This is a genomic window from Amycolatopsis sp. NPDC005232 (assembly GCF_040607795.1).
Taxonomy (GTDB): Bacteria; Actinomycetota; Actinomycetes; order Mycobacteriales; family Pseudonocardiaceae; genus Amycolatopsis.
Map to the genome: position 1 here is coordinate 175,062 of NZ_JBEXHL010000006.1, position 25,760 is coordinate 200,821.

General features: G+C 71.4%; 30 protein-coding genes and 2 pseudogenes. 16 read left to right on the top strand and 16 right to left on the bottom strand.

The window, feature by feature from the left end; all coding sequences use genetic code 11:
* Positions 1 to 36 precede the first annotated feature (36 nt).
* Both ABZU76_RS14170 and ABZU76_RS14175 read left to right on the top strand, forming a co-directional pair.
* A complete protein-coding gene (locus ABZU76_RS14170; protein WP_354868862.1) occupies positions 37 to 606 on the top strand; it encodes a TetR/AcrR family transcriptional regulator in 570 nt (189 codons plus the stop codon).
* A gap of 195 nt (positions 607 to 801) precedes the next feature.
* Positions 802 to 924, top strand: a pseudogene (locus ABZU76_RS14175) (acyl-CoA dehydrogenase family protein); the annotation flags it as partial.
* Between the two features lie 64 nt (positions 925 to 988).
* Here the strand turns inward: ABZU76_RS14175 and ABZU76_RS14180 are convergent.
* A complete protein-coding gene (locus tag ABZU76_RS14180) occupies positions 989 to 1,381 on the bottom strand; it encodes a DUF4345 family protein (protein WP_255638244.1) in 393 nt (130 codons plus the stop codon).
* A gap of 70 nt (positions 1,382 to 1,451) precedes the next feature.
* Positions 1,452 to 1,904, bottom strand: a complete 453-nt coding sequence (locus ABZU76_RS14185; RefSeq protein WP_354868865.1) for an Lrp/AsnC family transcriptional regulator — start codon at positions 1,902 to 1,904, stop codon at positions 1,452 to 1,454.
* Positions 1,905 to 2,013: 109 nt separating this feature from the next.
* On the opposite strand from ABZU76_RS14185, the gene ABZU76_RS14190 reads away from it, so the two are divergent.
* Positions 2,014 to 2,631, top strand: coding sequence for a LysE family transporter (locus ABZU76_RS14190; RefSeq protein ID WP_354868868.1), 618 nt, complete (start codon positions 2,014 to 2,016; stop codon positions 2,629 to 2,631).
* Positions 2,632 to 2,748: 117 nt separating this feature from the next.
* On the top strand, positions 2,749 to 3,585 hold the full coding sequence (locus ABZU76_RS14195) for an amidohydrolase family protein (RefSeq protein ID WP_354868871.1): 837 nt from the start codon (positions 2,749 to 2,751) through the stop codon (positions 3,583 to 3,585).
* A gap of 40 nt (positions 3,586 to 3,625) precedes the next feature.
* Here ABZU76_RS14195 and ABZU76_RS14200 read toward each other — a convergent pair whose 3' ends face one another.
* Both ABZU76_RS14200 and ABZU76_RS14205 read right to left on the bottom strand, forming a co-directional pair.
* Entirely contained in the window at positions 3,626 to 3,931 is a 306-nt protein-coding gene (locus ABZU76_RS14200) for a hypothetical protein (protein WP_354868873.1), read from the bottom strand.
* Positions 3,932 to 3,973: 42 nt separating this feature from the next.
* Positions 3,974 to 4,408 carry a hypothetical protein gene (locus ABZU76_RS14205; protein WP_354868876.1) on the bottom strand — a complete coding sequence of 145 codons (435 nt, stop codon included), beginning with the start codon at positions 4,406 to 4,408 and terminating at the stop codon, positions 3,974 to 3,976.
* 237 nt (positions 4,409 to 4,645) lie between these two features.
* Between ABZU76_RS14205 and ABZU76_RS14210 the strand changes: the two genes are divergently transcribed.
* Both ABZU76_RS14210 and ABZU76_RS14215 read left to right on the top strand, forming a co-directional pair.
* On the top strand, positions 4,646 to 5,026 hold the full coding sequence (locus ABZU76_RS14210) for a nuclear transport factor 2 family protein (protein ID WP_354868879.1): 381 nt from the start codon (positions 4,646 to 4,648) through the stop codon (positions 5,024 to 5,026).
* Between the two features lie 117 nt (positions 5,027 to 5,143).
* Positions 5,144 to 5,983 carry an alpha/beta hydrolase gene (locus ABZU76_RS14215; protein ID WP_354869298.1) on the top strand — a complete coding sequence of 280 codons (840 nt, stop codon included), beginning with the start codon at positions 5,144 to 5,146 and terminating at the stop codon, positions 5,981 to 5,983.
* A 46-nt stretch (positions 5,984 to 6,029) separates the two neighbouring features.
* On the opposite strand, the gene ABZU76_RS14220 is transcribed toward ABZU76_RS14215, so the two are convergent.
* Both ABZU76_RS14220 and ABZU76_RS14225 read right to left on the bottom strand, forming a co-directional pair.
* Positions 6,030 to 6,479, bottom strand: a complete 450-nt coding sequence (locus ABZU76_RS14220; RefSeq protein ID WP_354868881.1) for a DUF6130 family protein — start codon at positions 6,477 to 6,479, stop codon at positions 6,030 to 6,032.
* Positions 6,480 to 6,641: 162 nt separating this feature from the next.
* Entirely contained in the window at positions 6,642 to 7,595 is a 954-nt protein-coding gene (locus ABZU76_RS14225) for a helix-turn-helix domain-containing protein (protein ID WP_354868883.1), read from the bottom strand.
* 300 nt (positions 7,596 to 7,895) lie between these two features.
* Here ABZU76_RS14225 and ABZU76_RS14230 point away from each other — a divergent pair, with 300 nt between their 5' ends.
* Together ABZU76_RS14230 and ABZU76_RS14235 are read left to right on the top strand one after the other, a co-directional pair.
* On the top strand, positions 7,896 to 8,918 hold the full coding sequence (locus ABZU76_RS14230) for a methyltransferase (RefSeq protein ID WP_354868885.1): 1,023 nt from the start codon (positions 7,896 to 7,898) through the stop codon (positions 8,916 to 8,918).
* A gap of 159 nt (positions 8,919 to 9,077) precedes the next feature.
* Positions 9,078 to 10,280: a cytochrome P450 gene (locus ABZU76_RS14235; protein WP_354868887.1), complete on the top strand. Its 1,203-nt coding sequence runs from the start codon at positions 9,078 to 9,080 to the stop codon at positions 10,278 to 10,280.
* A 4-nt stretch (positions 10,281 to 10,284) separates the two neighbouring features.
* On the opposite strand, the gene ABZU76_RS14240 is transcribed toward ABZU76_RS14235, so the two are convergent.
* Positions 10,285 to 11,178: an SMP-30/gluconolactonase/LRE family protein gene (locus tag ABZU76_RS14240; RefSeq protein WP_354868889.1), complete on the bottom strand. Its 894-nt coding sequence runs from the start codon at positions 11,176 to 11,178 to the stop codon at positions 10,285 to 10,287.
* 29 nt (positions 11,179 to 11,207) lie between these two features.
* A complete protein-coding gene (locus ABZU76_RS14245; RefSeq protein ID WP_354868892.1) occupies positions 11,208 to 12,197 on the bottom strand; it encodes an LLM class flavin-dependent oxidoreductase in 990 nt (329 codons plus the stop codon).
* A gap of 163 nt (positions 12,198 to 12,360) precedes the next feature.
* On the opposite strand from ABZU76_RS14245, the gene ABZU76_RS14250 reads away from it, so the two are divergent.
* Together ABZU76_RS14250 and ABZU76_RS14255 are read left to right on the top strand one after the other, a co-directional pair.
* A complete protein-coding gene (locus ABZU76_RS14250) occupies positions 12,361 to 13,011 on the top strand; it encodes a TetR/AcrR family transcriptional regulator (protein ID WP_354868895.1) in 651 nt (216 codons plus the stop codon).
* Positions 13,012 to 13,385: 374 nt separating this feature from the next.
* On the top strand, positions 13,386 to 14,570 hold the full coding sequence (locus ABZU76_RS14255; RefSeq protein ID WP_354868898.1) for a glycosyltransferase 87 family protein: 1,185 nt from the start codon (positions 13,386 to 13,388) through the stop codon (positions 14,568 to 14,570).
* A 3-nt stretch (positions 14,571 to 14,573) separates the two neighbouring features.
* Here ABZU76_RS14255 and ABZU76_RS14260 read toward each other — a convergent pair whose 3' ends face one another.
* Both ABZU76_RS14260 and ABZU76_RS14265 read right to left on the bottom strand, forming a co-directional pair.
* Entirely contained in the window at positions 14,574 to 14,819 is a 246-nt protein-coding gene (locus ABZU76_RS14260) for a hypothetical protein (protein ID WP_354869315.1), read from the bottom strand.
* Positions 14,820 to 14,880: 61 nt separating this feature from the next.
* Positions 14,881 to 15,402, bottom strand: a pseudogene (locus ABZU76_RS14265) (SDR family NAD(P)-dependent oxidoreductase); the annotation flags it as partial.
* 100 nt (positions 15,403 to 15,502) lie between these two features.
* On the opposite strand from ABZU76_RS14265, the gene ABZU76_RS14270 reads away from it, so the two are divergent.
* Complete coding sequence (locus ABZU76_RS14270; RefSeq protein ID WP_354868901.1) at positions 15,503 to 16,159, top strand: TetR family transcriptional regulator; 657 nt, start codon at positions 15,503 to 15,505, stop codon at positions 16,157 to 16,159.
* Between the two features lie 9 nt (positions 16,160 to 16,168).
* Entirely contained in the window at positions 16,169 to 16,390 is a 222-nt protein-coding gene (locus ABZU76_RS14275; RefSeq protein ID WP_354868903.1) for a hypothetical protein, read from the top strand.
* Here the strand turns inward: ABZU76_RS14275 and ABZU76_RS14280 are convergent.
* Positions 16,351 to 17,949: an FAD-dependent monooxygenase gene (locus ABZU76_RS14280; RefSeq protein ID WP_354868905.1), complete on the bottom strand. Its 1,599-nt coding sequence runs from the start codon at positions 17,947 to 17,949 to the stop codon at positions 16,351 to 16,353. The genes ABZU76_RS14275 and ABZU76_RS14280 overlap by 40 nt on opposite strands.
* Before the next feature lie 211 nt (positions 17,950 to 18,160).
* Between ABZU76_RS14280 and ABZU76_RS14285 the strand changes: the two genes are divergently transcribed.
* The gene (locus ABZU76_RS14285; protein ID WP_354869301.1) at positions 18,161 to 18,586 is read left to right on the top strand and encodes a pyridoxamine 5'-phosphate oxidase family protein; all 426 of its coding nucleotides are present in this window, start codon (positions 18,161 to 18,163) and stop codon (positions 18,584 to 18,586) included.
* A 597-nt stretch (positions 18,587 to 19,183) separates the two neighbouring features.
* Positions 19,184 to 19,573 (top strand): hypothetical protein, encoded by a 390-nt coding sequence (locus tag ABZU76_RS14290; protein ID WP_354868908.1) that lies wholly within the window; start codon positions 19,184 to 19,186, stop codon positions 19,571 to 19,573.
* Here ABZU76_RS14290 and ABZU76_RS14295 read toward each other — a convergent pair.
* On the bottom strand, positions 19,560 to 19,973 hold the full coding sequence (locus ABZU76_RS14295) for a hypothetical protein (protein WP_354868910.1): 414 nt from the start codon (positions 19,971 to 19,973) through the stop codon (positions 19,560 to 19,562). The genes ABZU76_RS14290 and ABZU76_RS14295 overlap by 14 nt on opposite strands.
* Before the next feature lie 10 nt (positions 19,974 to 19,983).
* Positions 19,984 to 20,736 (bottom strand): NAD(P)H-binding protein, encoded by a 753-nt coding sequence (locus tag ABZU76_RS14300; RefSeq protein ID WP_354868913.1) that lies wholly within the window; start codon positions 20,734 to 20,736, stop codon positions 19,984 to 19,986.
* 208 nt (positions 20,737 to 20,944) lie between these two features.
* On the opposite strand from ABZU76_RS14300, the gene ABZU76_RS14305 reads away from it, so the two are divergent.
* Positions 20,945 to 21,796 carry an NAD(P)-dependent oxidoreductase gene (locus ABZU76_RS14305; RefSeq protein WP_354868916.1) on the top strand — a complete coding sequence of 284 codons (852 nt, stop codon included), beginning with the start codon at positions 20,945 to 20,947 and terminating at the stop codon, positions 21,794 to 21,796.
* A 499-nt stretch (positions 21,797 to 22,295) separates the two neighbouring features.
* Here ABZU76_RS14305 and ABZU76_RS14310 read toward each other — a convergent pair whose 3' ends face one another.
* Both ABZU76_RS14310 and sigJ read right to left on the bottom strand, forming a co-directional pair.
* A complete protein-coding gene (locus tag ABZU76_RS14310) occupies positions 22,296 to 23,681 on the bottom strand; it encodes a PLP-dependent aminotransferase family protein (RefSeq protein WP_354868918.1) in 1,386 nt (461 codons plus the stop codon).
* Positions 23,678 to 24,571, bottom strand: coding sequence for an RNA polymerase sigma factor SigJ (sigJ, locus tag ABZU76_RS14315; RefSeq protein WP_354868920.1), 894 nt, complete (start codon positions 24,569 to 24,571; stop codon positions 23,678 to 23,680). The genes ABZU76_RS14310 and sigJ overlap by 4 nt, the downstream gene beginning before the upstream one ends.
* Before the next feature lie 114 nt (positions 24,572 to 24,685).
* Here sigJ and ABZU76_RS14320 point away from each other — a divergent pair, with 114 nt between their 5' ends.
* On the top strand, positions 24,686 to 25,162 hold the full coding sequence (locus ABZU76_RS14320) for an Rrf2 family transcriptional regulator (RefSeq protein WP_354869303.1): 477 nt from the start codon (positions 24,686 to 24,688) through the stop codon (positions 25,160 to 25,162).
* Positions 25,163 to 25,212: 50 nt separating this feature from the next.
* Here the strand turns inward: ABZU76_RS14320 and ABZU76_RS14325 are convergent, their stop codons facing one another.
* Complete coding sequence (locus ABZU76_RS14325; protein ID WP_354868923.1) at positions 25,213 to 25,626, bottom strand: cupin domain-containing protein; 414 nt, start codon at positions 25,624 to 25,626, stop codon at positions 25,213 to 25,215.
* Positions 25,627 to 25,760: the final 134 nt, after the last annotated feature.

Sequence of the window (25,760 nt, forward strand, 5' to 3'; positions counted from 1 at the left end):
GCGTGGGCTATCCTGCGTTAGCCGAAGGGAGGTCGCATGGACCGGTCCGGCCACATCCGTGAGGCCGCGCTCGAGCTGTTCACCCGCAAGGGGTTCGAGAGCACCACCATGGGTGACATCGGGGCGGCCGTGGGGATCCGCGGTCCCAGCCTGTACAAGCACGTCGCCGCCAAGCAGGACCTGCTGGTGGCGATCATGGTCACGACCATGGAGGACCTGCTCACCGCGCACCGCGCCGCGGTGGGAGGTGTCACCGACCCCGTCGAACGCCTCCGCCGCGCCACCGAGGCCCACGTCCGCTACCACGCCCGGCACCGGCTGGAAGCCTTCGTCGGTACCCGCGAGATCCGCAGCCTCGCCGAGCCGCACCTCACCCGCGTGCTCGCCCTGCGCGCCGAGTACGAGGCTTGCTTCCGCGAGGTCGTCCAGTCCGGTGTGGACGCGGGCGCGTTCCAGGTGGACTCCGTTCGCCTGGCCTCGTACGCGGTCCTCGACCTGGGCATGGGCGTCGCGGTCTGGTACCGCGCCGACGGCGAACAGTCCGAGGACGCACTGGTGTGGCAGTACAGCCGGTTCGCGCTCCGGCTGGTGGGGGTCACGGGTTAGTTCTGTGCACGACGTCGTCGAGGCAGGCCTGGATTTCCTTCAACGAGGGTCAGGAGTTTCCGGGCCAGTACGGTGACGGGCAGGCGCAACACCGCCGAAGTTCCGAACACCACCTCGAACGCGCCGCCGAAGCAGGCCGTCCTGAAGGCGCCGAACCCGCAGATGTAGGGCACCGAGCGGCTCGTCAGCCGGCTGCTGACCCCGGTCGCGAAGTTCTGGAACTGCCGCCGCGTGTCGAGCGTGACCGAGGAGGTCCCCCAGTCGATCGGCGGAAACGCCTACATCGAGGAACATCCCTGCCCGCGTTACTACCGCGAGGCGCCGCTCAACGCGAACCGGGCTACGGAACCCGGCGCGGGCTCGACTTCGAGGCGATCATCGACTACGCCCGGCTCGGCTGACCCGCGTTCTGGCGCCGGGCCCGCCGGCGCGAGCGGGCGGACAGCAGCGCGAGGGAACCGAGCCCGACCTCCAGACCGAGGAACGCCCAGTAACTCGCGTCGGTCTTCGGCCGGTCGAGGGCGAGCGAGCCGAGCCGGACGGCGGCGGCGCCCAGCCAGGTGGCGCCGACGGCGACGTCCGCGGCCGGCTGCTTGCTGGCGAGCGCCCAGCCGCCGAGAGCCGCGTAGGTGCCGCCGAGCCCGGCGCGGATTTCCGTGGTGCCGCGCGGGTCCGCGGCGGTGATCCGAAGGGTGTCGGCGACGTTGCCCGGAGCGACGACACTCGCGACGCCCGAGAGAAGCAGACCCAAGCTGCTGATTTGTCCACTGTGCACAGTGCGAGAATACCGGAGCCGACGGGGCTCGGGTGTCCACTGTGCCCGTTCGTCCGCCGTCGTGGCCCGTTCACAGCGGCAGCGGCCGGTCCTCCACGACGTTCTTCATCACCAGCGTCGAGCTGATGCGCTGAACGCCGGGCAGTGTCGCGAGCCGCTTGTCGTAGAGCTGCTGGAACGCGGGCAGGTCGCGGGCGACCACGCGCAGCAGGTAGTCCGGGTCGCCGAAAAGCCGTTGCGCCTGAACGACGTTCTCGACCTCGGCGACGGCCTCTTCGAACGCGGCCACGGTGGCGCCGTCGGATTCGCGCATCGTCACGAACACCAGGCAGTCGAAGCCGAGCCCCAGTGCCTGGGCGTTCACGTACGCGCGATACCCGGCGATGGTGCCGGATTTCTCCAGGGCGCGGACCCGGCGGTGGCAGGGCGAGAGGCTGAGCTGCAGCCGCTCGGCCAGCTCGGTGATGGTCTGCCGGCCGTCGCGCTGCAGCTCGGCAAGAATCTTCCGGTCCAAGGCGTCCATGGCCGAAATTCTCCCTCATGAGCGACGGATCCGGGGAACTTTGGAATCATCTTCCGGACGTTGCGCCATAGCCTTTCCCCAGGTGGGGGATCTGGCGAAAGGAACATCGATGGCGATCGGCGGCATCTTCGCGTTCTGGGGCGTGTCGTTCCTGCTGGTGCTCACACCCGGCGCGGACTGGGCCTACCTGATCAACGCGGGCCTGCGAAAACGCTCGATCCCGCTCGCGGTGGGCGGACTGCTCGTCGGCTACCTGGCCTTGACCGCCGTGGTCGCGGCGGGTGTCGCCGCGCTGGTGGCGGGCTCGCCCGTTGTGCTGACGGTGCTCACCGCCGTGGGCGCGGTGTACCTGATCTGGCTGGGAGTGTCGGCGCTGCTCCGCCCGGCAACGCCCGGGTCTGCGACGGACAGCGAGGCCGGTTCGTGGGTGCGGCAGGTCGCGAAAGGCGCAGGCATCAGCGGCCTGAACCCCAAGGCGCTGCTGCTTTTCCTCGCGTTGCTGCCGCAGTTCACCGACCCGTGGGCGACGTGGCCGGTGGCCGGGCAGATCCTCGTGCTCGGCCTGGTGCACACCCTCAGTTGCGGGCTCGTCTACGCCGGAGTCGGGCTGGGCGCCCGGGTGGTGCTGTCGACGCGGCCCGGCTGGGCCCGTGGTGTGTCCCGCTTCTCCGGCGGGGCCATGATCGCGATCGGCACGACGCTGCTGGTCCAGCAGCTCGCGGCTTGATCATCGAGGACGGTGCTCCTTGACCGGCCGGGGTGACGACGTGGTCGCGATCCCGGGCACTTCCCGTGGTAGAACCAGCTGACCGTTCACCGGAACTCGACTGGCAGGATCGCGCGGATGATCGTCGACGCTCACGTGCACCTGGCGCGGCTCCCGACCTTGAAGCTCGGCTGGGACACCTGGCTCAGCCCGGCCTCCGACCGGGCGGAGGTGGAGTCCGTGTACGGGCCCGACGGCGCGATCATCCCGGAGCGGATCGACGCGCTGTTCGCCGACGGCGGGGTGGATCGCGCGCTGCTGTTCACCGAGCACAGCGCGCGGGTCACGGGCATCCAGCCGGCCGAGGACCTGCTCCCGGTCCTCGAGTACAACCCGACGCGGTTCCGTCTGGTCGCCAACGTCAACCCGCACCTGCACTACCCGGTCGCGACCGAGCTGCGCCGGCAGCTGGACCTGGGCGCGGTCGCCCTGAAGATCCACCCGGTCCACGGGAACTTCGCGCCGAACGACCGGGAGCTCTACCCCGCGTACGCCGAGTGCGAGCAACGCGGGATCCCGGTGATCACGCACACCGGCCCCAGCTCGTTCCCCGGCGCGAGCGGCCGCCGCGGCGACCCGGTGCTGATGGACGACGTGCTGCGGGACTTCCCGGACCTCACCGTCGTGCTCGCGCACGGCGGCCGCGGCTGGAGCTACGAGGTCGCCGGCTTCATGGCGCTGGCCAGGCCGAACGTCTGGCTCGACATCGCCGGACTGCCGCCGCGCAAGCTGCCGCAGTACTACGACCGGTTCGACCTCGACCGCATCGCGGCGAGGTGGATCTTCGGCACGGACTGGCCCGCGTCGCCCGGCATCGGCGTCAACCTCAAGGCCGTGGCCGGCCTCGGGCTCGAGCCGGGCGTGCTCGACGCGGTGCTCGGCGGCAACGCCGAACGCGTCTACCGGCTGGAGTGACCGGCCGGCCCCTCCGGCGGGGGTGGCACGCTGACGATCGTCAGACGTTGAGCTCGGCGGCGTCGCGTCTAACGGGTGCCGGTGCGGCGTCCCGTGTGCGCAGGCCGTGGATCCAGGTCCGGCAGGTCGCGCACATCGCCGCTTCGCTGCCACGCGCGTGGCCGATCACGTCGTCGCCGGACCAGAGGATGGCCGCCACCACGCCGGAGTCGACGGGGGTCAGGCCGACCAGCCACGGTCCCGACGCCCACTCCGCCGTGAGCCACTGCCCGTGCGTCGGGCTGCGCGTGACCGACCACGCGGGGTCGGCGTCCAGGTCGTCCACGGATCGCCACTGGTCGTCCATGTCGCTCACCCTCCCACCCGCCCCGCTGAACCGGGATAACGATCAGGCGCGGACGAGGCTGTCGCGCAGGTACGCGGCCAGCCGGATCCGCAGCCCGCGCAGGTCGGCCAATGCGATGGTGAAGCTGTAGACGGGGCGGTAGCCGACGACCTCGGACGTCTCGCCGCACGGCCCGCTCAGGTACACGAACCCGTCCTCGTCGTCCCGGTGCGGCTTGGCCCACAGCTGCTCCGGGACGCGAGCGGTGCCGCGGTAGGCCCGCCAGAACAGCGGCGTCTTCATGATCTCGCCCAGTGCCGCGGCGAACCCCGCGACGTCGTGCTCCGGCAGGCCGAGCCCGCGCCCGTCCCAGGTCCGAGGCAGCGCGCGCGCCGCCGTGTGGTCCTCGACCAGCGGTGTGCACGCGAACACCGCAACTTCCTCGCACAGCCGGACCGTCCACCGCCGCATGTCCGCGGTCACCGGAATCTGGAACATCCCTCGCCCACCCTCCTCCCCCAGGAGAATCGTCCATCGTAGACCGACGCCGCCCGCGGAGAAAAGCCTTCCATCAGGCGACAATCGGGATGATCCGTGATCCGGCGCACGTCGGCCGGGAAGACCCGGTCGTCATGATTATTTACCGACCGGTCACGCCTGCCGCGCGGTTTGATTGACACGTCCCCTAAATTCGTGCTTCTCTGGATCTCGGACCCATGGACGAGGAGAACGCGGATGGAAGACGTCGACCAGCTGGTCGAGGGGCACCTGGCTGCCTGGATGATCGCTGACACCCCAGAGCGGGGGGCGGCGCTCGGCCGCGTGTACACCGAGGACGTGACGGTGGTCGAGCCGGATCGGGTGCTGCGCGGCCGGGAGGCGCTGAACGAGCGGATCACCGAGCTGCACCGGCTCTTCGGCGGGCTGGAGTTCACGGTCCTGGGATCGATCCAGCGCAACCAGGACTACGCGCTCTACCAGTGGAGCCAACCCGTGCCCGGGCGAACCGAGCCCATCACCGGGTGGGACGTGCTGACGTTCGAGGGCGAGCTCATCACCCACGTCGTGATGTTCATCCCCGGGTTCGACGACCTCGAAATCCCCGAGCCGGCCTGAGGTCCACCCTGGAATGGGGGTAGGCGTGTTGAAGGCCGCGCGGTGTTCTGTGACGATGGCGGCACCGGCATGATCCACAAAGGACTGTCGGCACCGTCGAGCACCGAGGAGGCCGGCATGCTCGGCACCGGCAAGAGCGTGGCCCTGCCCGGCGGCCGGGTCGCGTACTCCGAGCGTGGGTCGGGTCCGGCGGTGGTGTTCGTACACGGGCTGCTCGTCAACGCGAACCTGTGGCGCAAGGTCGTGCCGGCCGTCGCTGACGCGGGGTTTCGATGTCTCGCCCCGGATTGGCCGCTCGGTGCGCACCGCGTGCCCCTGGCGGCGGACGCGGACCTGACACCGCCCGGCGTCGCCCGGCTGATCGGGGAGTTCCTCGACGCGCTCGATCTCACTGACGTGACCGTGGTCGCCAACGACACCGGCGGGGCACTGACCCAGATCCTCATGACGGAAAGCCCGGGCCGGATCGGCCGGGTCGTGCTCACGCCGTGTGACGCGTTCGAGGAGTTCTTCCCCGCACCGTTCGACGCGCTGCCGCGGCTGATGCGCCTGCCCGGTGCGGCCTGGATCGGCAGCCGGCTGTTGCGGCTGCCGATCGTGCAGCGGCAGTCGTCGGCGTTCGGCGCGTTGGCCAAGCGCGGGATCCCCGCCGAGGTGCTGGACTCCTACCTGCGCCCGGCCTACGACAGCGGCGAGATCCGCCGGGACCTGCGCCGCTTTCTCCTCAGCGTGCACCCCCGGTACACGCTGGCCGCCGCCGAGGCACTGCCCGGTTTCGGCAAGCCCGTGCTGCTGGTCCGCGCGGCCGACGACCGGATCTTCCCCGCTTCGCTCTTCGACCGTCTCGCGGCTGTCCTGCGCGACGCCCGGCTGGTCACGGTCGCCGATTCTGGCGCCTTCGTGCCGGAGGACCAGCCGGATGAGCTGGCGCGGCTGATCGTGGAGTTCGCCGCCTGAGCCCGGCGTGCGGGCTGTCGGCTGAGCCCGGCGTGCGGGCCGTCGGCTAGTGGCCGCCGGCGTGGGGTGGGATGGTGAAGGCGACCGTCTTGCTGTCGAGGATCTTGTGCGTCGGGTCCGCCAGCCCGATCCACACCTTGTGCGGCCCCGGCGGCAGGCTCTGGAGGATCAGCGGCTCGCCGCTCGCGTCGGCCCAGTGCCACGGCGCGTCGTCCACGGTCACGTGGATGTGGCCGATCCGCGGCGACACGTCGAGCGCGGCGGGTCCGTACGCGGGCACGATCCGCAGGTTCTCCGCGCGGTAGCGGATCACCACCAGCCCCATGGCGAGCTGGTCGGGCAGGGGACTGTCCACGACCAGCGCCGGCGGCGGCTGCGAGGCGAGCGGCACCACGGGTGCCGGTGACCAGCTGGTCGCGGCCGCGGCGGGCGCCGGCCGGGGTGGTGGGCTCGGGGTGGCGGCGGTCGGCGTGGTGGGCGTTGAACACGCAGTCACAACGCCCACTGCAAGAGCGGCGAGCATGATCGCGATCGCACGCGTTGTGTTCGGAAACGGACGTCGGCTGTGGGGATCATTCACAAGATCAAGTTAGATTTCGACAGCCACTCACCGCGCCCGTCGGATGACGCTGTGGTTGTACGTCATCGCTGAGCTTTGTTACTCGGCGAGCACGCTGTCGCGGCGGTATTCGCGCGGAGAACGGCCATAAGTACTGCGGAACAGGCGCGAGAAGTGCGCGGCATCCGAGAACCCCCACCGCCGCCCGATGGCGGCGATCGGCACGTGCCGGTGCTGGGGCGCGGTGAGGTCGTGCCGGCAGCGTTCCAGCCGCCGGGTGCGAATCCGCGCGGCGACGGACGTGCCTTGGGACTCGAACAACTTCTGAAGGTGGCGAGTGGACACGAAATGCGCGTCCGCGATCAGCTGCGTGGACAGGTCCGGATCGTGCAGGTGTTCGTCGATGAACTTCGTGGCACCGGCGAGCAGCGCCTGCTGGGACGCGGACGACTCGCCGTCGACGGAACGCTGCATCAGCTGGGCGAAGGCCGCGGTCGTCAGGTCCACGACGGCGTCGCCGAGGTGGTTCGCGGTGAACGTCGTCGCCGGGCCGACGTCCCGCCCCAGCCCCGCCAGCAGGGGCGCGACGAGCGAGAACATGCCCGTGCTGCCGGGAAACCGGACTGCGGTGGCCTCGGCCAGGTCGGCGCGGGGGAGCTGCACCAGCTCACGCGAGAAGATCGCCACCGTCATCCGGAAGTCCTCGGCGAGCGAGATCCGGTACGGCCGCGACGTGTCGTAGATCGCCAGGTCACCCGGCTTCAGGAAGGCCTGGCGGCCGTCCTGTTCGAGCACGCACGTCCCGCCGACCTGCAGCCCGAACTTGTACACGGCGACGTCGTCGGACCGGATCTGCCGGCGCGTGCGCTCGACGAACCCCTCCGAGGCGGACACGGTCGTGAGCAGCACCGAGCCGAGCGTCGTCGACTCGACGGTGCCGGCGAAGGCCGCGGTGTCGTCGGCGCACCCGGCTTTCAGCGGCACGAGCCGGCAGACCTGGTCGTGCCAGTCTTCGAACTCGAGCGCCGAAGGCGTTGCCGTCGGAGCCCCCATGCGACCTCCTCGCGGGAAACGTGCTGATCACGGCAGCGTAGGGCGCCGAACCACCCTCCGCCCGCATCGGCGCCGCACTCTGCGCGGTCCGGCAGACGGGGGTGGCCGACCGGACATCGCGTTCGCAGCCGATCAAGTTCTGTTCGCGATCGGACAAGTCCGGACTGCGTGTCGATGGTTGCCTTCGAGCCGACAGCAGGCCGGACGATCCGGGGAAGCGTTCTTCGTCCGCCTGCTGAAGCCGGCGAGGCGACGCCGGCCGCCCCCAGCCCGAACGAACCCGATCCGAGAAGGGGCAGCATGCCCGCGAACACCCCGTCACCCACGGCCGAGGACTTCTCGACCATGCTCGGCATGGTCACCGGAGGCTTCGTCACCCAGATCACCGCGACGTTCGCCGAGTTGAACATCGCCCGGCACCTGGCCGAAGCGTCGCGGACGGCCGGCTATGTGGCCGAGCAGGAGAACGCCGACGCGGCCGCCACCTACCGGCTCCTGCGGGCCGGCGTCACGCTCGGCCTGGTCACCCACGCCGCCGGCGGTTTCGCCGCGACGCCGTTGCTGGCGACCCTGCTGCCCGGCGCGCCGAACTCGCTGGGTCACCTCGCCCGCGCGTGGGCCGCGCCCGGGCACTGGCAGCCGTGGGGCGCGTTCACCGAGGTCGTGCGCACTGGTTCATCGCGGGTCGAGTCGGCCCTGGGGTGCAGCATCTTCGAGTACTTCACCAAGAACTCCGAGGAAGGCGCCCTGTTCTCGAAGGCGGTGACGGACCTGTCGACCCCGGTGATCGCCGAGGCGGTGCCGGTGCTCGACGTCAGCGCTACGAAGACCGTGGCCGACCTCGGCGGCGCGAACGGCGCGTTCGTGCTCTCCCTGATGGCGGAGCACCCGCACTTGCACGGTTCCGTGGTGGAATTGGCCCACGCGGTGCCGGACGCGCGCTCGGAAGCGGACCTGCGTGGGCTGGCGGACCGGTTTTCCGTGGTGGAGGGCGATTTCTTCGAGGCGGTGCCGGCGGCCGACCTCTACCTGCTCAAGTTCATCCTCCACGACTGGAGCGACGAGGAGAACGTGCGGCTCCTGCGCAACTGCCGCGAGTCGCTCGCGCCCGGCGGGCGCCTCGCGATCGTCGAGATCGTGTTGGGCGAGGCCGCCGACCCGGGTATCGGCGCGTTGATGGACCTGAACATGCTGACCATGCTGCCCGGCCGTGAACGGTCGCTGGCCGAGTTCGACGCGCTCCTGAGCGGGGCGGGGTTGCGCCGCACCAAGCTCACGCACCTGCAGGCGCCCTACGCGGTGATCGAAGCACAGGCGGTGTGAGAACTTCACCGGCCGGACGCGATTCCGGCGTCCGGCCGGTGTGCGCGGGCGCGCAAAGGCGGTGCGCAATCGAACAACTCCTGGTCGCCGTGCCGCGAAAAATGTGCGTCAGTGATCCGGCCCTGTTCGATCCGGCCCTGTTCCGAAGGAAGTCTTCCGATGACCGCAGTTCCGCAGACATGTCCCTTCGACCTCACCGGCCGGTCCGTCCACGAGGACGCCGACCGGCTTCGGGAGGAAGGGCCGGCAGTGCGAGTGGACCTGGCCGGCGGGATCACCGCGTGGTCGGTCACCCGGTACGACCTCGTGAAGAGCCTGGCCGCCGACGACCGGGTGTCCCGCGACGCGCGGCAGCACTGGCCCGGGCTCGCCGCGGTGCCTGCGGACTGGCCGCTGGCCCCGTTCCTGATCGCGCCGACCGTGCTCAACGCGTACGGCGCCGACCACCGGCGGCTGCGCACGATCATGGCGGCCGCGTTCGGGCCGCAGCGGTCGCGGCCGCTGGAGGCGCGCCTGCGTGAGCGCGTCGAGCACCTCCTCGGCGAGCTCGCGGCGGCCGGGGAGGTCGTCGATGTCCGGGCTGATTACGCGTACGTCGTCGCGTGCGAGACCTTGAGTGATCTGTTCGGCGTCGCCCCCGCCGCGTGGGCCGAGATGGCCGCCGTCATCGGCCGGCTGCTGACACCGTCGGAAGACCCGGAGGAAGCGGCGGCCGGCGTGGCCGAAGTGATGCGGTTCCTGGGCGCACTGCTCGCGAGCAAACGCGACACTCCCGGCGACGATCTGGCCACCACCCTGGTCGAAGCGGCCGATCTCACCGAAGAGGAACGCGTCCTCGCCCTCGCCGTGACCATCGCCGGCGGCATCCCGTCGACGACCGGCCTGATCACCAACGCGATCTTCGACCTCGCCACTCACCCGGACCAGCGAGCGTCGGTCCTCAGCGGACAGACGCCGTGGCCGGAAGCCCTCGACGAGACGTTGCGCGCCGACGCTCCCGTGCAGCACATGCCGTTGCGCTACGCCGTCGAGGACATCGATCTCGGCGAAGGCGTCCTCGTCCGCCGCGGCGAGGCCATCCTCCTGGGCTTCGGCGCGGCCGGGCGCGACCCTCGCCGACACGGCGAAACGCCCGAGGCCTTCGACGTCCACCGCCCGGACAAAGACCACCTCGCCTTCGGCCACGGCGCGCACCGCTGCATCGCCGGGGCACTCGGCCTCACCGAGGCGACGGTCGCCGTGTCCGCGCTCTTCGACCGCTTCCCCGCCCTCGAGCTCGCCGAACCGGGGGAGACGCTGGAACCGTTGCCCACCATCGTGTTCTCCGGCAAGGCGCGGCTGCCGGTGCAGCTGGAACCCTGACGGGTCAGGGAAGCCCGGCGTGGGGCACGTCCACCCGGGCCGCGGCGAGGCGGCCTTCGCGGGCGTTCTTGCGGGCGTTCTCGTCGAAGTCGGGGGCGGTGCACAGGTAGAGGGTGCGGCCGTCGGCGCCGCCGAGCATGCAGGCGAACACCCCGGTGCCCGTGGTGATCTCGTCGGTGATCTCGCCGCCCTCGCGCACGCGGATCACCCGGGCCCCCACGGCGTCGGCGATCCAGAGCGCGCCCTCGGCGTCGAGGCAGCAGCCGTCGGGGCCGACGACCAGCTGCGCAAGCGCGGCCGGGAGATCGGCGCCGGTCGGCAGGTCACCGAACTGCGCCCAGATCCGGCGGTTGGCCAAGGACCCGTCGTCGGTGACGTCGAACGCCGTGACGCGGTTGCCGAAGGTCTCGTTGACCAGGAGCACGCCGTCGTCGGTGAGCACGCTTCCGTTGGGGAACCACAGGTCCCGCGCGACGGTGGTGACGGTGCCGTCCGGGTCGGCGCGCAGCAGCGACGCGGATTCGAGCGGCGCGCCGCCCATGAGGTCGAAGCCGAACTCGCCGACGAAGGCACGGCCGCGGGCGTCGACGACCATGTCGTTGGGGTGGCCCTTGACGTGGCCGGTGAGGTCCGCGTGGGGCACGAGCGTGCCGTCCGGCTCGCGGCGCAGCAGCAGGCGGTCGCGCATCGACACGACCAGGAGCCGCCCGTCGGGCAGCCAGCCGAGGCCCGACGGCTGGTGCGGAACCTGGGCTTCTGTGCGCAGGTCGGTGCCGTCTTCGGCGGCCGAACACACGCGGTAGGTGTAGAAATCGGCGAACCAGATGCGGTTTTCGTGCCAGCGCGGGCACTCCAGGTAGGACAGTCCTTCTAGGACGGTAGTCGTTTCGCGGCTCATGATTCCCCTGTGGACGAAGTGGGTTCGGGTCAGCCGGCGGCGGCGTCGAGGAAACGCTCGAGCTCGCCCTGGATGTCGGGCCCGCATGGCTGGAAGACGATCTCGGTGACGCCGCGCGAGGCGTAGTCGTCGATCTTGCGGCGGACCTCGTCGCGGGTTCCGCTCAGCGTCACCTCGCGCAGCGTGGAGTTGCCGCCGGCCTGCCAGGCGGCGCCGTCGGCTTCGTTGAGGTCGACGCAGTGTCCTGAGTGGATGGTGAGGTGCCGGTGTTCCTCCGGTGCTTTTTCCACCACCTCGAGCCATTCCGCCCCGCCGGGCAGGGTGCGCACCGCGTCGGGGCCGCCGAACTCGTAGGCGCCGTGGAAGGACAGTGCCCAGCCCGGGCCGGCGGCCGAGCGTGCGTGGGCGGAGTCGGTGGGTTCACCCTCGTCGAGCACCGTGCCCCATTCGAGGAACGCGACCCAGGGGTGGTCCTTCATGAACTCGGGCGTCTGCAACGTGGCGAACAGGCCGTCGCCGAGCTCGGTCGCGACCTTGTTGCCCTTGGGGCCGAGCGCGCCGACGAGGATCGGCACGTCGACCGGCCGCGCCGGAGCGTGGCCGTCGGGGTGCAGCATCCGCATCCGCGCGCCTTCCCACTCCACGGTTTCGCCGCGCAGCAGGCCGCGGTACGCGCGGAGGTAGGACTCCATGAACGCCCAGCGCACGGCGCCGTACCCCATCGCGCGACGACCGGAGAAGCCGGTGCCGAACGCGACCGCCACGCGGCCGGGGGCGAGCGCGTCGAGGGTGGCAGTGGCCGCGGCGTTGACCATGGGATGGCGCAGGCTGGGCACGAGCACGCCCGGGCCGAGGCCGATGCGCTCGGTGCGGTCGGCGGCGAGGGCGAGGGTCATCCACACGTCGGGGCTTTGCTGGGGTGTGTCGTACACCCACGCCCGGTGGTAGCCGAGTCGCTCGGCCAGTGCGATTTGGTCCGGAGAGTCCAGGGCGGTGGGGAACGCGCAGGACACGTCCACGGTGTCCTCCTCCCGATCGACGGCGGATCGCGGCAGAACATCTACCTGGCACACATCTACCTGGGATAATGACTAAGCGCATAGTCATAATCGCTGGTGGTGTGCGACGATACACACAGCCGTGGGGCGGAGCAAGGGCCCCTTCCGGCGGAAAGGACCCCCGATGAGCGCCCAGCGATCCGCGCTCCCCGACCTGGCGGACGACTCACCCGACCTGTGGGACGCCGGCTTCGGCAAAGCCGCGCGCGGCCTGCTCACCGGTGGCGTGCGTTGCTTCGCCGCCCAGGGTTTCCACGCCACCACGACCAGGGACATCACCGCCGCGGCCGGCCTCTCGCCCGCCGCGCTGTACGTGCACTTCAGCTCCAAGGAGGAAGTGCTGTTCGAGATCACCCGCGCCGGGCACAAAAGTTCACTCGACGTGCTGAACCGCGTCCCGCCCGACGCCGACCCCGTCGCGCACCTGCGCGCCCTCGTCGCCGCCTTCGTCTCGTGGCACGCCCGCCACCACGTCGCCGCGCGCGTCAGCCAGTACGAACTGGGCGCCTTGACGCCCGCGCACTACGACGTGATCGTCGACCTGCGCCGCCGGTCCACCTCGGTTTTCCACGACGCCCTCACCCACGGCACCACCACCGGCGCCTTCCCCGACGTCGACGCCCACCGGGTCGTGCGCGCGATCCTCTCGCTGGGCGTCGACCTGGTCCGGTGGTACCGGCTGGACGGGGCGGATTCGCCTGAGGAGCTGGGGGAGTACTACGCGGATCTGGCGCTGGGGATGGTGTCGGCGGCCGCTGCGCGCCGGAGCCGCTGACCCGGAGTGGTCCGGACCTGGAGCCCGCGAGCAGCGCCGGGCTCGTGCGGCCACGCGGTGATTACCGGCGCCGAGTGACGCTGATGCCGGCGGGCGTGTGCATTGCCGACGCGGCCGGGGTGTGTCGGGCGCAGCCGTGGGCTCGTGGCGTGGTCCGGACCGAAGAGCCGATTTGCCCGGGCGGCCCCTGATTCCGGCGCCGATCGGGTCCCGGCCTGGTGCCCGCCACCGCCTGGGCGAGTGCGCGGCGGGCCCGCCCAAGCCGCTTCAGCGCGTGACGAACAGCCCCCGACTCGGTGAAACGATCACGCGCCCTGGATGATCACGGGGTGATCACGTTCCGAGGCCCTGGGGGGCACGCGACACCGGCCGGAGTGCTGAAACACCTGTTTGACGAGGCGGCCGCTCGCCGGGGGGTCGTGGTGGCGTTGGTGGCGGCGGCGGTCGTCTTCGTGGCGGGCGTGCTCGCGGTCGTGTGCACGCTGTGGCCGGTGGACCTGGAGGTCTACCGGCTCGGCGCACAGGCGTTGGCGCACGGCCGCGACCTCTACGGCCCGCTGCCGCCGACGCGGTCGGGCATGACGTTGCCGTTCATCTACCCGCCGTTCGCCGCCGTCCTGTTCCTCGTGCCGGCCGCGGTGCCCACGCCGGTGGCCGCCGTCCTGATGCTGGCGATTTCGCTGACCGCACTGGGCGCGACGGTCTACGTCGTCGTGCGGCCGCGCGCCGAAAGGCACACCGCGGTGCTGGCCGCGGTCGTGGTCGGGGCGGCGTCGCTGGCGTTCGAGCCGGTGCGCGAGACGCTGTGGTTCGGACAGGTCAACCTCGTGCTGATGGCGCTGGTCGTGATCGACTGCCTGGGGCCGAAAACCCGCCTGCCGCGCGGGGTGCTGGTGGGCCTGGCCGCGGCCGTGAAGATCACGCCCGCCGGATTTCTGCTGTTCTTCTTGCTGAGGAGGGACTTCCGCGCGCTCGCCACCGCCCTCGTCACGTTCGCCGCCGCCGGCGCGGTCGGTTTCGTGGTGGCGCCCCAGGCTTCCGCGGCCTATTGGCTCGGCGGCGGGCTGACCGGCGCGTCGGGCATGAGCGGTTCGATCTTCGCCACCAACCAGACCATCCAGGGCGCCGTCCACCGCTTCGGCCTCCCCGCGACGCCCACGCTCGTCCTGGTCGCCGTGGGGACCCTGGCCGCCTTGCTCCTCGCCGCGGCGGCCATGCGCCGCGCCGACGAACCGGTCGCCTTCCTGCTCAACGCCGCCGCGATCCTCGTGTGCTCACCCATCTCGTGGTCGCACCACTGGGTGTGGATCGTCCCCGCGACGATCGTGCTGGCCGCCCGCGCCACGACCGGCCGCGCGGTGGCCGGCCTGGCGGCCGTGATCGCGATCTTCATCATCGCGCCGCATTCGCTGTTGCCCAACAACGACTTCCGCGAGCTGTCCTGGGGGCCGCTGGAGCACGTGATCGGCAACAGCTACCTGTTGCTGGCACTGGGTTTCCTCGGCTGGCAGTTCGTCACGCGCCACCGCCGGGCGCTCACCCCGCCGCTGCTGCAATAAGTACTAACCGGCGAGGCCGATGTACGCCTCCGAAGCCTCGTAGACCTTCTTGCCGTCGAGGTCCGCGGACAGCTTCGGCGCGACGAAGTCCCGGGCCCACTGCGCGGTCTGGAAGCGCAGCGGCGGGTTGTCCCGGCCGAGCAGGTCGAGGATCTGCGGGCCGACCTCCTCGACCGCCTGCACGCCGCCGGTGTTGCCGATGACCCGGGACAGGAAGTCCCACGGCTCGGGGTACGGGCTGTTCTCCACCGCGTCGTGGGGCCATCACGTCGGTGGCCACCGGCCCGGGTTCCACGATGGTGGTCCGCACGCCGTAGCGCGCGACGACCGGAGCGAGCGACTCGACAGCTCCTTCGAGCGCGAACTTCGAAGCCGCGTACGCGTCGTTGTACGGCGCGCCGACCAGCCCGTTGGCGCTGGTCGTGACGATCAGCCGGCCCTTGCTCGCGCGCAAGTGTGGCAGCGCGGCCTTGATGACGGCGAGGTTGCCGAAGAAGTTCGTCTCGAGGACGAAGCGGAAGCCGTCCATCGTGATCTGCTCCGCCGTGCCGAGGGCGAAGATGCCGCCGGCTTGCGAGACCACGGCGTCGAGGTGGCCGTGCGTCCGGGCCGCGTCGTCGATCAGGGCGTAGACGGCGGGGTGGTCGGTGATCTCGAGGAACCGGATGTCGAGCTCGACCCCGCGGGCCTTCGCCTCCTCGGCGAGTTCGGCCATGCGCTGCTCGTCGCGCCCGGTGGCCACGACCGTGTACCCGGCCGCGGCGGCGTCGAGCGCGATCGTGCGGCCCATCCCGGACGTGGTGCCGGTGACGAGGAGAACCTTGCTGGTCATGGAAGCCTCCCGCTGATTGCGCACACCTTGTGCGTTAATCAGACGCTATTCTCGCCGCGCTCGTCCTGTCAACGCACACGTCGTGCGTTATTCTGGGCGGGTGACTTCCTTCCAGCGCGCGCGTTCGCCCGAGAGCAAGCGTCAGCGTGCTGAAGCCCTGGTGGACGCGGCGCGAACGCTCGCGCGGGAGCGGGGCGTCGCGTCGGTCACGCTCACGGCGATCGCCGACCAGGTGGGCGTGCACCATTCCGCGATGCGCCGCTACTTCCCCTCGCACAAGCACGTGCTGTTGCGGCTCGCGGCGGACGGCTGGGCGAGCTGGGCGAACGCCGTCGCCGAAGAGCTTCGCGGCCGCACGGTCTCGCCGGCGGAGCTGGCGGAGGTGCTCGTCGCTTGCCTGGCCGCCGATCCGTTGCTGTGCGACTTGTTCGCCAACGTCCCGCTGCACCTGGAACACGACGTCGATGTCGACCACGTCGTGGAGTTCAAGCGCGGCAGCCGCCAGGCGATCGACGTCCTGACCGCGGCCATCGGAGCTGCGACGCCTTCCCTTGCCGCCACGGCGATCGACGTCGTCACCGCGGCCAACGCCCTCGCCGCCACGCTGTGGCAGGTCACCCATCCCGGGGCCGAGCTCGCCGCTGCGTACCGGGCCGACGCGTCGCTGTCGATCGTCGGCCCCGGTGACTTCACCCCGACGCTGACCCGCCTGCTGGCCGCGACGTGCGCCGGGCTCGCCGCCGCGCCTCTACGCTGACAGTCCCTCGTGACCTTCGCGGCGCAGTGCAGCGTCTCGCCGCCGCGGTTCACGCGGGATGCGGCGGAGCTCGCCCGGCTGTTCGGCTCCCGCAGCGGCTTCGACGTCGACAAGTTCTCCTTGCGCGGCTGGCATTCCGGGCCGCGCGGTCTGCCGTTGCCCGCGACGAGTGGCGGCCCGCAACTCGGGTTTCAGGATGTGCGGGACCTACCACTGGGCACCGCAGCCTGAGCGCCGTGCATCAGGAGTTGTGCGTATCCGGACAGCTTTGCGGGAGTTCCCTCACGGGTGATGAGGCCGAGGTAACCGTCGGGGCGGATGAGGGCGAGGCCGTGGCCGCCGGTGCCGTAGAGGTCGGTGAACGAGCCGTCCGGGTCCTGGAGGCCGCCGGGGCCGACGGGTACGACCGTGCCGAGCCCGGCCAGGGCCGCGCGGAACTCGTCGAGGACCGCCGTGTCCCGGACGCTCGTGAGGAGCAGGTGGCCGGGCCGGCGCAGCAGCTCGTCGAGTGAGGTCGGCGTGCCGTTTGCGGAGCGCAGGCCGGGCAGGTCGGGCGCGTGGTCGCCCGGGTGTGGGTGCCGCCGCGAGGTCGCGCGGCCGGTGACGATGGGGCTGGCGCGGTAGTGGATGTCGACCTCGGCGATGCCGGAGATCAGCTCCTCGCGCACGGGCGGGAGGTGTCCGACCAGGAACAGCGCGAGGTTGCGCAGCCCGCGTTCGGCACCGTTGACCGTCATGACGTCGGTCATGCGCGTGGTCTGCTTGACCACGGACGCGCCGACCCGGTGGCGTTCGGCGTGGTAGGAATCGAGCAGCCCAGGATCGGCGCCGCCGGTGGTGACCAGGGCGAGCTTCCACGCGAGGTTGACCGCGTCGTGGATGCCGGTGTTCATGCCCTGACCGCCTGCGGGGCTGTGGACGTGCGCGGCGTCGCCGGCCAGCAGCACGCGGCCGTGCCGGTAGCGCGGCACCTGGCCGTGGTGGATCTCGAAGTACGTGAGCCAGTGGGCGTCCGTCACGCGCCAGGCGCCGCCCGCGCGCTGGTCGACGAGCTGTTGCGTCTCGGCGATCGTCGGGACCGCGCCGGCCGCCGGGGGTCCGACTTCGAACAACAGCCGTGTGCGGCCCTCGGGCATCGGGAACACGCCGGCGATACCGTCGGGGTGCGCGAACATTCGCACGGTGTCGGGTGAGCGTTCGGACTCGGCGGCGACGTCGGCGAACAAAAAATGTTGACCTTCGAACACGCCCTCGATCCGCGTGCCGACGGCCGTGCGGGTGGTGCTGTGCCCGCCGTCGGCGCCGACCACCCAGCCGTAGCGGGACCGGTCGCGCCCGGCCGCGGAGGTGAAGGTTGCCGTGACGCCCGTCGAGTCCTGTTCGAGGCTCTCCAGCGTCACGCCGCGTTCGACCCGCACGCCCAGGTCGGCCGCGTGTTCGGCGAGCAGCGCCTCGGTCCGCGGCTGGGCCAGGTCGAGGATGCGGCGGTAGCGGGTGGCGAGGTGCTCGGTGTCCAGCCGCACGGTGGGCTGCTTCGGGTCGCGGCCCGCGTACATCTCCAGCGCGGTCATCGCGGACGCCTCGCGCTCCATCCGCGCGAGCACGCCCATGGCGGCCAGGTGCTCCTGCGTGCGCGGGTGCACGACGACCGCGCGGGACTGCGTGGTGGGCTCGGCCAGCTGCTCGACCACCCGCACGCGCGCGCCCTGGCGCACCAGCTCGGCGGCGGCGGTCAAGCCCACCGGTCCGGCCCCCACGACCAGCACGGTGTCCTGCCCGGACGCGGTCACGGCGCGGGCGTCAGATCGCGGTCATCTGTTTTGGCGAGTGTCATTTTCCCCGTTCCTCTCGGTCTCGCGAAAGGGTTACCCCAGTTCAATCGAGGAGGATTTCATGAGCGTTACAGGGTTGACTCGATCGGACTGAATTTATTCGTCCACAGTGGACTTCTCGGCCATGTGCGACGGTTCTTGTCGGATCCCCGGCGTAGCCTGCGCTGTCATGGTGTTGACAGCGGAAATACGCGAACAGTTCCTGGCCGAGCCGCAGGTCGGCGCGTTGTCGGTGGTCGAACGCCCCGACCGCGCCCCGCTCGTCGTGCCCATCTGGTACCAGTACACCCCGGGCGGTGACCTGTGGATCCGCACGCCCCCGGGCGCGCGCAAAGCCCGCGCGATCGAGGTGGCGGGGCGTTTCACCCTGATGGTGCAACGGATCTCGCCCACCGTTCGGTACGTCTCGGTGGAGGGACCGGTCACCGGTACCGGCCCCAGCACCAACGAGCAAACGCAGGAAATGGTGTCGCGGTACCTGCCGCCGGAGAAAGTCGCGCCCTTCCTGGACTTCGAGCGCACCCACCTCGGAGAGCACATCGTGATTTCGATGCGTCCGGAACACTGGCTGTCCTCGGATCTGGGGCCGGTCTGATTTCGCGCTGACCCTCTGTAGCGCGGGCGTTTTCCACTATGGTGAACGCGCTCGCGCAAACGACAGGGGGCGGCGGATGACGACGTCGGACAACGACGGACCTACGGATCCCGACGCTCCCGACGAGGACTCGCCGCGGTTCGGTGATCCGGACGCGCCGACGCCACCGTCGGGGATTCCGCGTGGCGACGCCCGGTCCATTTCGCTCGGCGGCGTTGGCTTCGATGTCGAACCCCTCGGGCCGGGGAAAGCTGACGGTCCACCGTGGCCGGGTGGTCAACAGGGTGTCCAGCCACCGGGTCCGGCTTTCCTCGACGAGGACCCACCTTGTGGCGGCCGGCCGGGGAGCAGGCGTTCGCGCCGCAGCCCACGTCGGGCCGGCCGCAGCCGTCGTGCGGTGGGCCGCCGTTCGAGCCTGAGGTGTACGACGCGGCGCCGGAAGGCAGGGGGCGGGCGGCCGAGCGTGCCGGGGCCCTACGACGACGTGCGCGAGTCGGCCTGGCGGAGGTTGGCGTGCCGGCTGCGGGGGCGCGGGTAGAGCATGACCGGGATTCTTCAGGGTGCCCTCGGTGCTGCCGGGCGTTGCTGGTCGGGTGGATGCTGCCGAGCCTGATCAACGTCGTGGTGTTGCTCGACGAGCGGCAGGTCGCGGCCACGCGGCTCGGCAACGCGATCCGGCGGTTCGAGGAGCACGGCCACCACCGCTACCGGCTCGATTCGCAGGTGCTGTGGCACGAGCTCAACGCCGTGGTCCCCGAGCCCGTCCGCAAGCAGGTGGAGGACGGGCGCACGAACGTCGACTTCTTCGTCAGCCTGCTCTGCGGCCACGTGCTTGTCGCGGTGGCCGCTGCCGTCGACCTCATCGCCGGGCGGTTGACGCTGCCCGTGCGGCTGGCGGTCGAACGCGAGATGTTGCGGGCGACCGGCGACTTCGTCGGCAAGGGGCCGACCGACGCGCTCGACCCGTACCGGGCTAAGCCGCAGTAGCCTCGCGCCGGTCGCGCAGCACGGCCAGGAGGATCGCGGCCAGGCCGAGGAGCGCCACGAGGGCATTGGCGGTGGTGAGCACGACGGCCTGCCACCTCACCGGCGGGTGGGTGTCGAACAGGTGGAAGAAGAAGTGCGGCACGGCGAAGAGCGAGAACGCCGCCGCGGCGGGCACGACGTAGTGTGTCTTCGGTTTGACCAGCGCGATGCCGAGCACCAGCGCGATGGCCAGCGTCGCGCCGCCGAAGTCGCGGGCGAAGTGCTCGCTGAACGGCGGGTTCAGGTCCACCGTGGGAAACGTCGTGTAGAAGCTTTCGGGGAACAGCTGGTTCCAGCCGCCGACGACCACTTCGTCGAGGAACGGGATCACCAGGGCGGCCCGGATGGCGAGGGTGTTCATGGCAGACCTTTCAGGACAGTCGGTTCGCGACGCGGCGCAGGTACTCGGCGAACGTGCGCTCGCCCCGGGCGTAGTCTTCGCGCGGGAGCAGCGCGCCGCCGGTCATGGCCTTGCCGACCGCGCCCGGCAGGCGCACCGGCAGCACGATCTTGCGGGATCCGCGGGCCTTGACCAGCCGGCGGGCCATGTCGGCCATCTGGAGCTGCTCGGGTCCGGCGAGCGGCCGCACGTAGCCGCCCGGCTCCCGCCCGACCTGCGCGGCCAGCGCGCTCGCGACCTCGTCCGCCGAAACCGGCTGGGACAGCTCCTGGGGCACCACCACGAACGGCCCGCGGGAACCGTCCACAAGGGGCTCCGGGAACTCGTGGAACTGCGTGGCCCGCAGGATCGTCCACGGCAGCGGGCCGTTGCGCACGAGCTCCTCCTGCTTGCGCTTGCCGAAGTAGTAGCCGAGGTCGACGTCGTCCACGCCGACGATCGAGAGCGTGATCACGTGCCGCGCCCCGGCCGTCGCGGCGGCGTCCAGGAGGTTGCTCGTGGCGGAAGCGAAGAACCCGACCGCGGGCTTCCTGCGCACGGACATGACGTTGGTGACGTCGACGACTTCTTCGCAGCCGTCGAGCTGCCCGCCGAGCCCGGCGCCGGTCGTCAGGTCGACGCCGCGCGAACGCGCCAGCACCACCGGCTCGTGCCCGGCCGCGGTCAGCTTCCGCACCACCAGCGCGCCGATCAGCCCGGTCCCGCCGGCGACAGCCACTCGCATCGGTCTTGCCTCATTTCGTCTCTGGGTGTGGATCACTGCCCAGACCGCGCAGGTCCGGCGAACGTGACAGGACGGTGTGTGATCCACACCTCCGGGCGCCGGGAACCGGTCCAACGGCGCGGGGGCGAAGTGGACTACCGGTCCGGCGTGGGCGCGGGTTGACTGGATCTCGCCGGGTTGTCCACACGAGATCGTTTGAGAGGGAAAGATGCGGATCTTCCTCGCCGGTGCGTCCGGCGTTGTCGGGCGCCGGGTGGTGCCGGCGCTGCTCGGGGAGGGCCACGAGGTGGTCGGCCTGGCGCGCGGCCACGGGTCGGCCGACCGGATCACCGCGCTCGGCGCCACGGCCGTGCTCGGCGATGTGTACGACGCGCCCGGGCTGGCCGATGTCGTCGGCGCCGCCGCACCGGACGTCGTGATGCACCAGCTGACGGACCTCGGCTCGGGCGATCGCACCGCGAACGCCCAGGTGCGCAAGGTCGGCACGCGCAACCTCGTAGACGCGGCGAAGGCCGCCGGAGTGCGGCGGATCGTCGCGCAGAGCATCTCGTGGGCCTACGAACCCGGCGCCGCGCCCGCGACGGAAGACACGCCGCTCGACCTGGCCGGCGCCCCCGACCGGCTCGGCTCGGTGTCGGGCGTCGCCAGCCTGGAGACGGCGGTGGCTGAGCTGCCCGAATGGGTCGTCCTGCGCTACGGGACGCTCTACGGCCCGGACACCTGGTACACCGCCGGCGGCCTCATGGCCCAGCTCGCCGCGGCCGGCACCCTCGCCGCCACCGCGGACGTCACCAGCTTCCTCCACATCGACGACGCCGCCTCGGCCGCGCTCGCCGCCCTCACCTGGCCCACCGGCCCGGTCAACGTCTGCGACGACGAACCCGCGGCGGGCTACGAGTGGGTCCCGGCGTTCTGCGCTTCCGTCGGGGCGCCGCCTCCCGCCCGGGCCGACGGCGAGCGCACGCCGTGGGCTCGGGGAGCGGACAACACCCACGCTCGGAAGGACCTGGGCTGGCTGCCGAGCCGGCCTTCGTGGCGGGAGGGGTTCGAGCTGGGCTGACCGCGGCCTCAGCGCACTGCGCGGCCCGGTTGGCTCGGCTCTGGTGTGGAGCAGGGCGCACTGGCGTGGCCTGGCGTTCCGGCCGCCGTGAGCCGGCGTGCCCGGAGGGCTGCACCCTGGGCCGGGGTCGTCGGGGCGGCGCAGGGCGTGGCCTGTTTCGCTCGGCTCCGGTTGGGAGCAGGGTCCGCAGGCGTGACCTGACGGCCCGGCGGTTGTGCCGGAGGGTTGCACCCTGGGCGGGGGTCGTCGGGGCGGCGCAGGGCGTGGCCTGTTTCGCTCGGCTCCGGCTTGGAGCAGGGGCCGCCGGCGCCGCCTGACGGCCCAGTGGCAAGGGCTGTGCGGGACCCGCGGCCGGAAGGTTTCAAGCTGTGCCGACGGCCGCGGCGGCGCACCGGTGTGGTCCGGGTGCCCGGCGGCAGCGGCCACGGGCGGGGCTCGGCATGAGGTGCCAGGCCGAATGCCCAAGCCGACCGAATGCCCAAGCCGACAAACAGCCGGGTCACCAAGTGGCGATCTCCGCGCCCTCCAGCAGCTGCGCCAGCGTGTCCAGCGCCGGGTGCCACGAGTGTTGCGGTGGGGTGGCGTAGCCGAGGACCAGGCCGGCGCGGTTGTCGCTGCCGTGCCAGTAGCCCGAGGTGTGCAGGCCCAGCAGGCGGAGGCCCGCGTGGAGGCCGGCGTCGACGAGGCGCTTTTCCTCGTGGCGTGACGCCAGGGGGAGCAGGGCGTGGAGGCCGGCGGGGACGCCGTCGAGGGGGACGTCGGTGAGGGTGGCGAGGCGGGTGGCCAGCTCGGTGCGCCGCTTCTGGTAGGTCTGGCGGGCGCGGCGGACGTGGCGGTCGTAGTCGCCGCGCTGGAGCAGGTCGGCGAGGGCGAGCTGGTCAGGGGCGCCGACGGACGCGCCGGTGACGGCGAGCGCGTCGAGCACGGGGATGCGCAGCCGCGGCGGCAGCACGAGCCAGCCGAGGCGCAGGCCGGGCGCCAGGGACTTGCTGGTGCTGCCCGCGAAGACCACGCGCGACGGGTCCAGCGCCTGCAGCGCGCCCACGGGCTGTTTGTCGTAGCGGAACTCGCCGTCGTAGTCGTCCTCGATGACGAAGCCGTCGCGGGCGCGGGCCCAGTCGAGGAAGGCCGTGCGCAGATCGGGGCTCAGCACGACGCCGCGCGGGTGCTGGTGCGCGGGCGTGAGCAGGACCGCGCGGACGTCCCGGTCCAGAACAGCGGGATCCGCGCCCTCCGGACCCACGGGCAGCGGTGCGGTCGCGAGACCCGCGCCGTGGATGAGGCGCCGGTGGTGGACGAGGCCGGGGTCCTCCGTGCCGATCACGGACATCCCCGACTCCCGCAGCGCTCGCGCCAGCAAGGCGAGGCCGTGGGTGAAGCCGCTCGTGATCACGACCGCCTCGGCCTCGGCGCGGACACCTCGCGTCCGCGACACATAGGTGGCGACCGCTTCGCGCAGAAGACGCGAGCCGGCCGGGTCGCCGTAGTCCAAACTGGACGGTCCCGCCGCCGCCAGCGTGCGTTTCACACTGGCGGACCACAACGTGTGCGGGAACAGGCTCAGATCGGGCCGTCCGGGCCGCAGGTCGAGCAGGCGCGGCTCGACCTCCGACATCGCTTTCGCCACGGGGAGCCGGGTTTCGGCGACGCGGGTGCCCGACCCGGTCGTGCTCACCAGCCAGCCCTCGGCCACGAGCTGCGCGTAGGCCTCCACGACGGTGCCGCGCGCGATCCCCAGGTCGTCGGCCAGGCTGCGGGTGCCGGGCAGGCGCGTACCGGCCGGCAGCCGCCCGGACGTCACCGCCTCGCGCAGCGCGGCCTCGATCGAGCGCGCCCGCGGTTCGCCGCCGGCCTCGAGGTGCAGGTCGATCCCGAGCGAGCTCACCCCGCGACCGCCGCGGCCAGCCGGGCGAGCTTCGCCGGGTTCACGACGAAGCAGACCTGGTCGATGCCCAGCGGCGACGCGTCCACCCAGCACGCCGCCAGCGGTTCACCAGCGCGGGAGACGAGGACCACGTGCTGCCCGTTCGCCGCCACGACGGAAGTGTCGACCTGCTGCCCGTGGATCCCGACCGTTCGCACCAGGTACTGCGCCACGCGATCGCGGCCGCAGATCGGTTTGCGGGCTGCCGTGACGACGCCGCCACCGTCCGAGTAGGCCACGGCGTGCTCGGCCAGCAGGCTCTGCAGGCCTTCGAGGTCACCTCGCTGCGCGGCTGCCAGAAACGCTTGCAGTAGCCGGTCGCGCTCGGCCGGGCTCACGCGCGCGCCGCGTTCGCGGGTCACGTGGCCCCGAGCCCGGTGGCCCAGCTGGCGCGCGTGCTGCTCGTTGATGTCGAGGAACCCGGCGATGTCGCGATACGGGTAGTCGAAGGCCTCCTTGAGGACGTACACCGCGCGCTCCTGCGGCGTCAGCCGTTCGAGCAGCACCAGCACGGCGAGCTCGAGTGCCTCGCCGCGCTCCACTGTGACGTCGGTGCCGTCGGCGGTCGGGATCGGCTCGGGCAGCCACGGGCCGACGTAGAGCTCGCGGCGCGCGCGGGCCGAGGTCGCGGCGGTCAGCGCCAGGCGGCTCGCGGCGGTGACGAGGAAGGCCTCGGGGTTGCGCACCGCATCGCGATCCGTGCCCTGCCAGCGGATCCACGTGTCCTGCACTACGTCTTCCGCGTCGGCCGCCGTGCCCAGCAGCCGGTAGGCGATGCCAAAAAGGCGCGGGCGCATGGCTTCGAACGCCGCCACCGCGTCGGTCAGTCCGCCACCGGCCACTTCGGTCACTTCGCCGCTCCTCGTGCGCTGCAGGGGATTCCGATGGTGGCAGGTGCGCTCCCGTGCCCGCAACCGGAACCTTGACTTCCAGGGTCCAGATTGTCTAGGGTGACGGCCGTGCGGATGAACCAGGGTGTCGAGTGGTCCGTTCACGTCCTGCTGTCGCTCGCGTGGCTCGACGACGACGAACCGGTGTCCACCGCGTCCCTCGCGGCCAGCTACGAGCTTCCGGTGGCGTACCTGAACAAGCAGCTGCAGGCGCTCGTGCGCGCGGGGCTGCTGCGTTCGCTCCCGGGCGCGCGCGGCGGGTTCGTGCTCGCGCGCCGGCCCGAGGACATCACGCTGATGGACGTGGTCGCCGCCATCGAGGGCCGGGACCACGCGTTCCAGTGCACCGAGATCCGGCAGCACGGGATGGGCCAGGAGGCGCCGCAGAGCGCGTTTCGCCGCAAGTGCGCGGTCGACTCGGCCATGCAGCACGCCGAGCTCCAGTGGCGCAAAGCCCTGGCGGTCAAGACGATCGCCGACATCCGGGCGGAAGCCGACAGCCACGCTCCTTCAGCCGCCCGGCTGGCCCGCAAGGCCTACGGCCGCAGCTGACGAGAACGGCCTGCCGCCTCCACGCCGGAGACAGCAGGCCGGACAGACTTTCAGGCCGAGCGACGGGCCTTCGGATGGCGCAGGTGGTCGCGCTCGCGAATCTCGTCCTCGTCGAGGAACGTGAGCATCGGCACGTCGGGCGCGCAGACCATGCAGACCACGAACTTGCTCGCGATGTCCTCGCGCAGGTTGCCGGCCTGGTAGTGCACGACCTCGCCGCCGGGCTCCCAGAACGCCTCCCCGGCTTTGATCGGGTAGGGCTCCTCGCCTTCGAGTTCGAAGAGGATCTCGCCCTCGAGCACGTAGCCGAACACAGGACCGGAGTGCCGGTGCGGGCCGCTGCCCGGGTCGCCCGGTGGGATCGAGACGGTGCCGACCATGAAGTGCGAGCCCTCGGGGACGAACGGCGGCGTGCGGGTGAGCAGGTTGTCGTAGGTGCTGGCTGAACCGGGTGAAAGGATCATACGGCCAGGCTAGGTCCGCGCCCGCGCGTGTGACCGGTCCAATCGGAGCCGGATTTCCTGTACCGGTTGGCAAAGGTTCCCGGCAGGCACACTGTCGCGATCGGACGGTGGTCAACCGGGACCACCGTCCGATC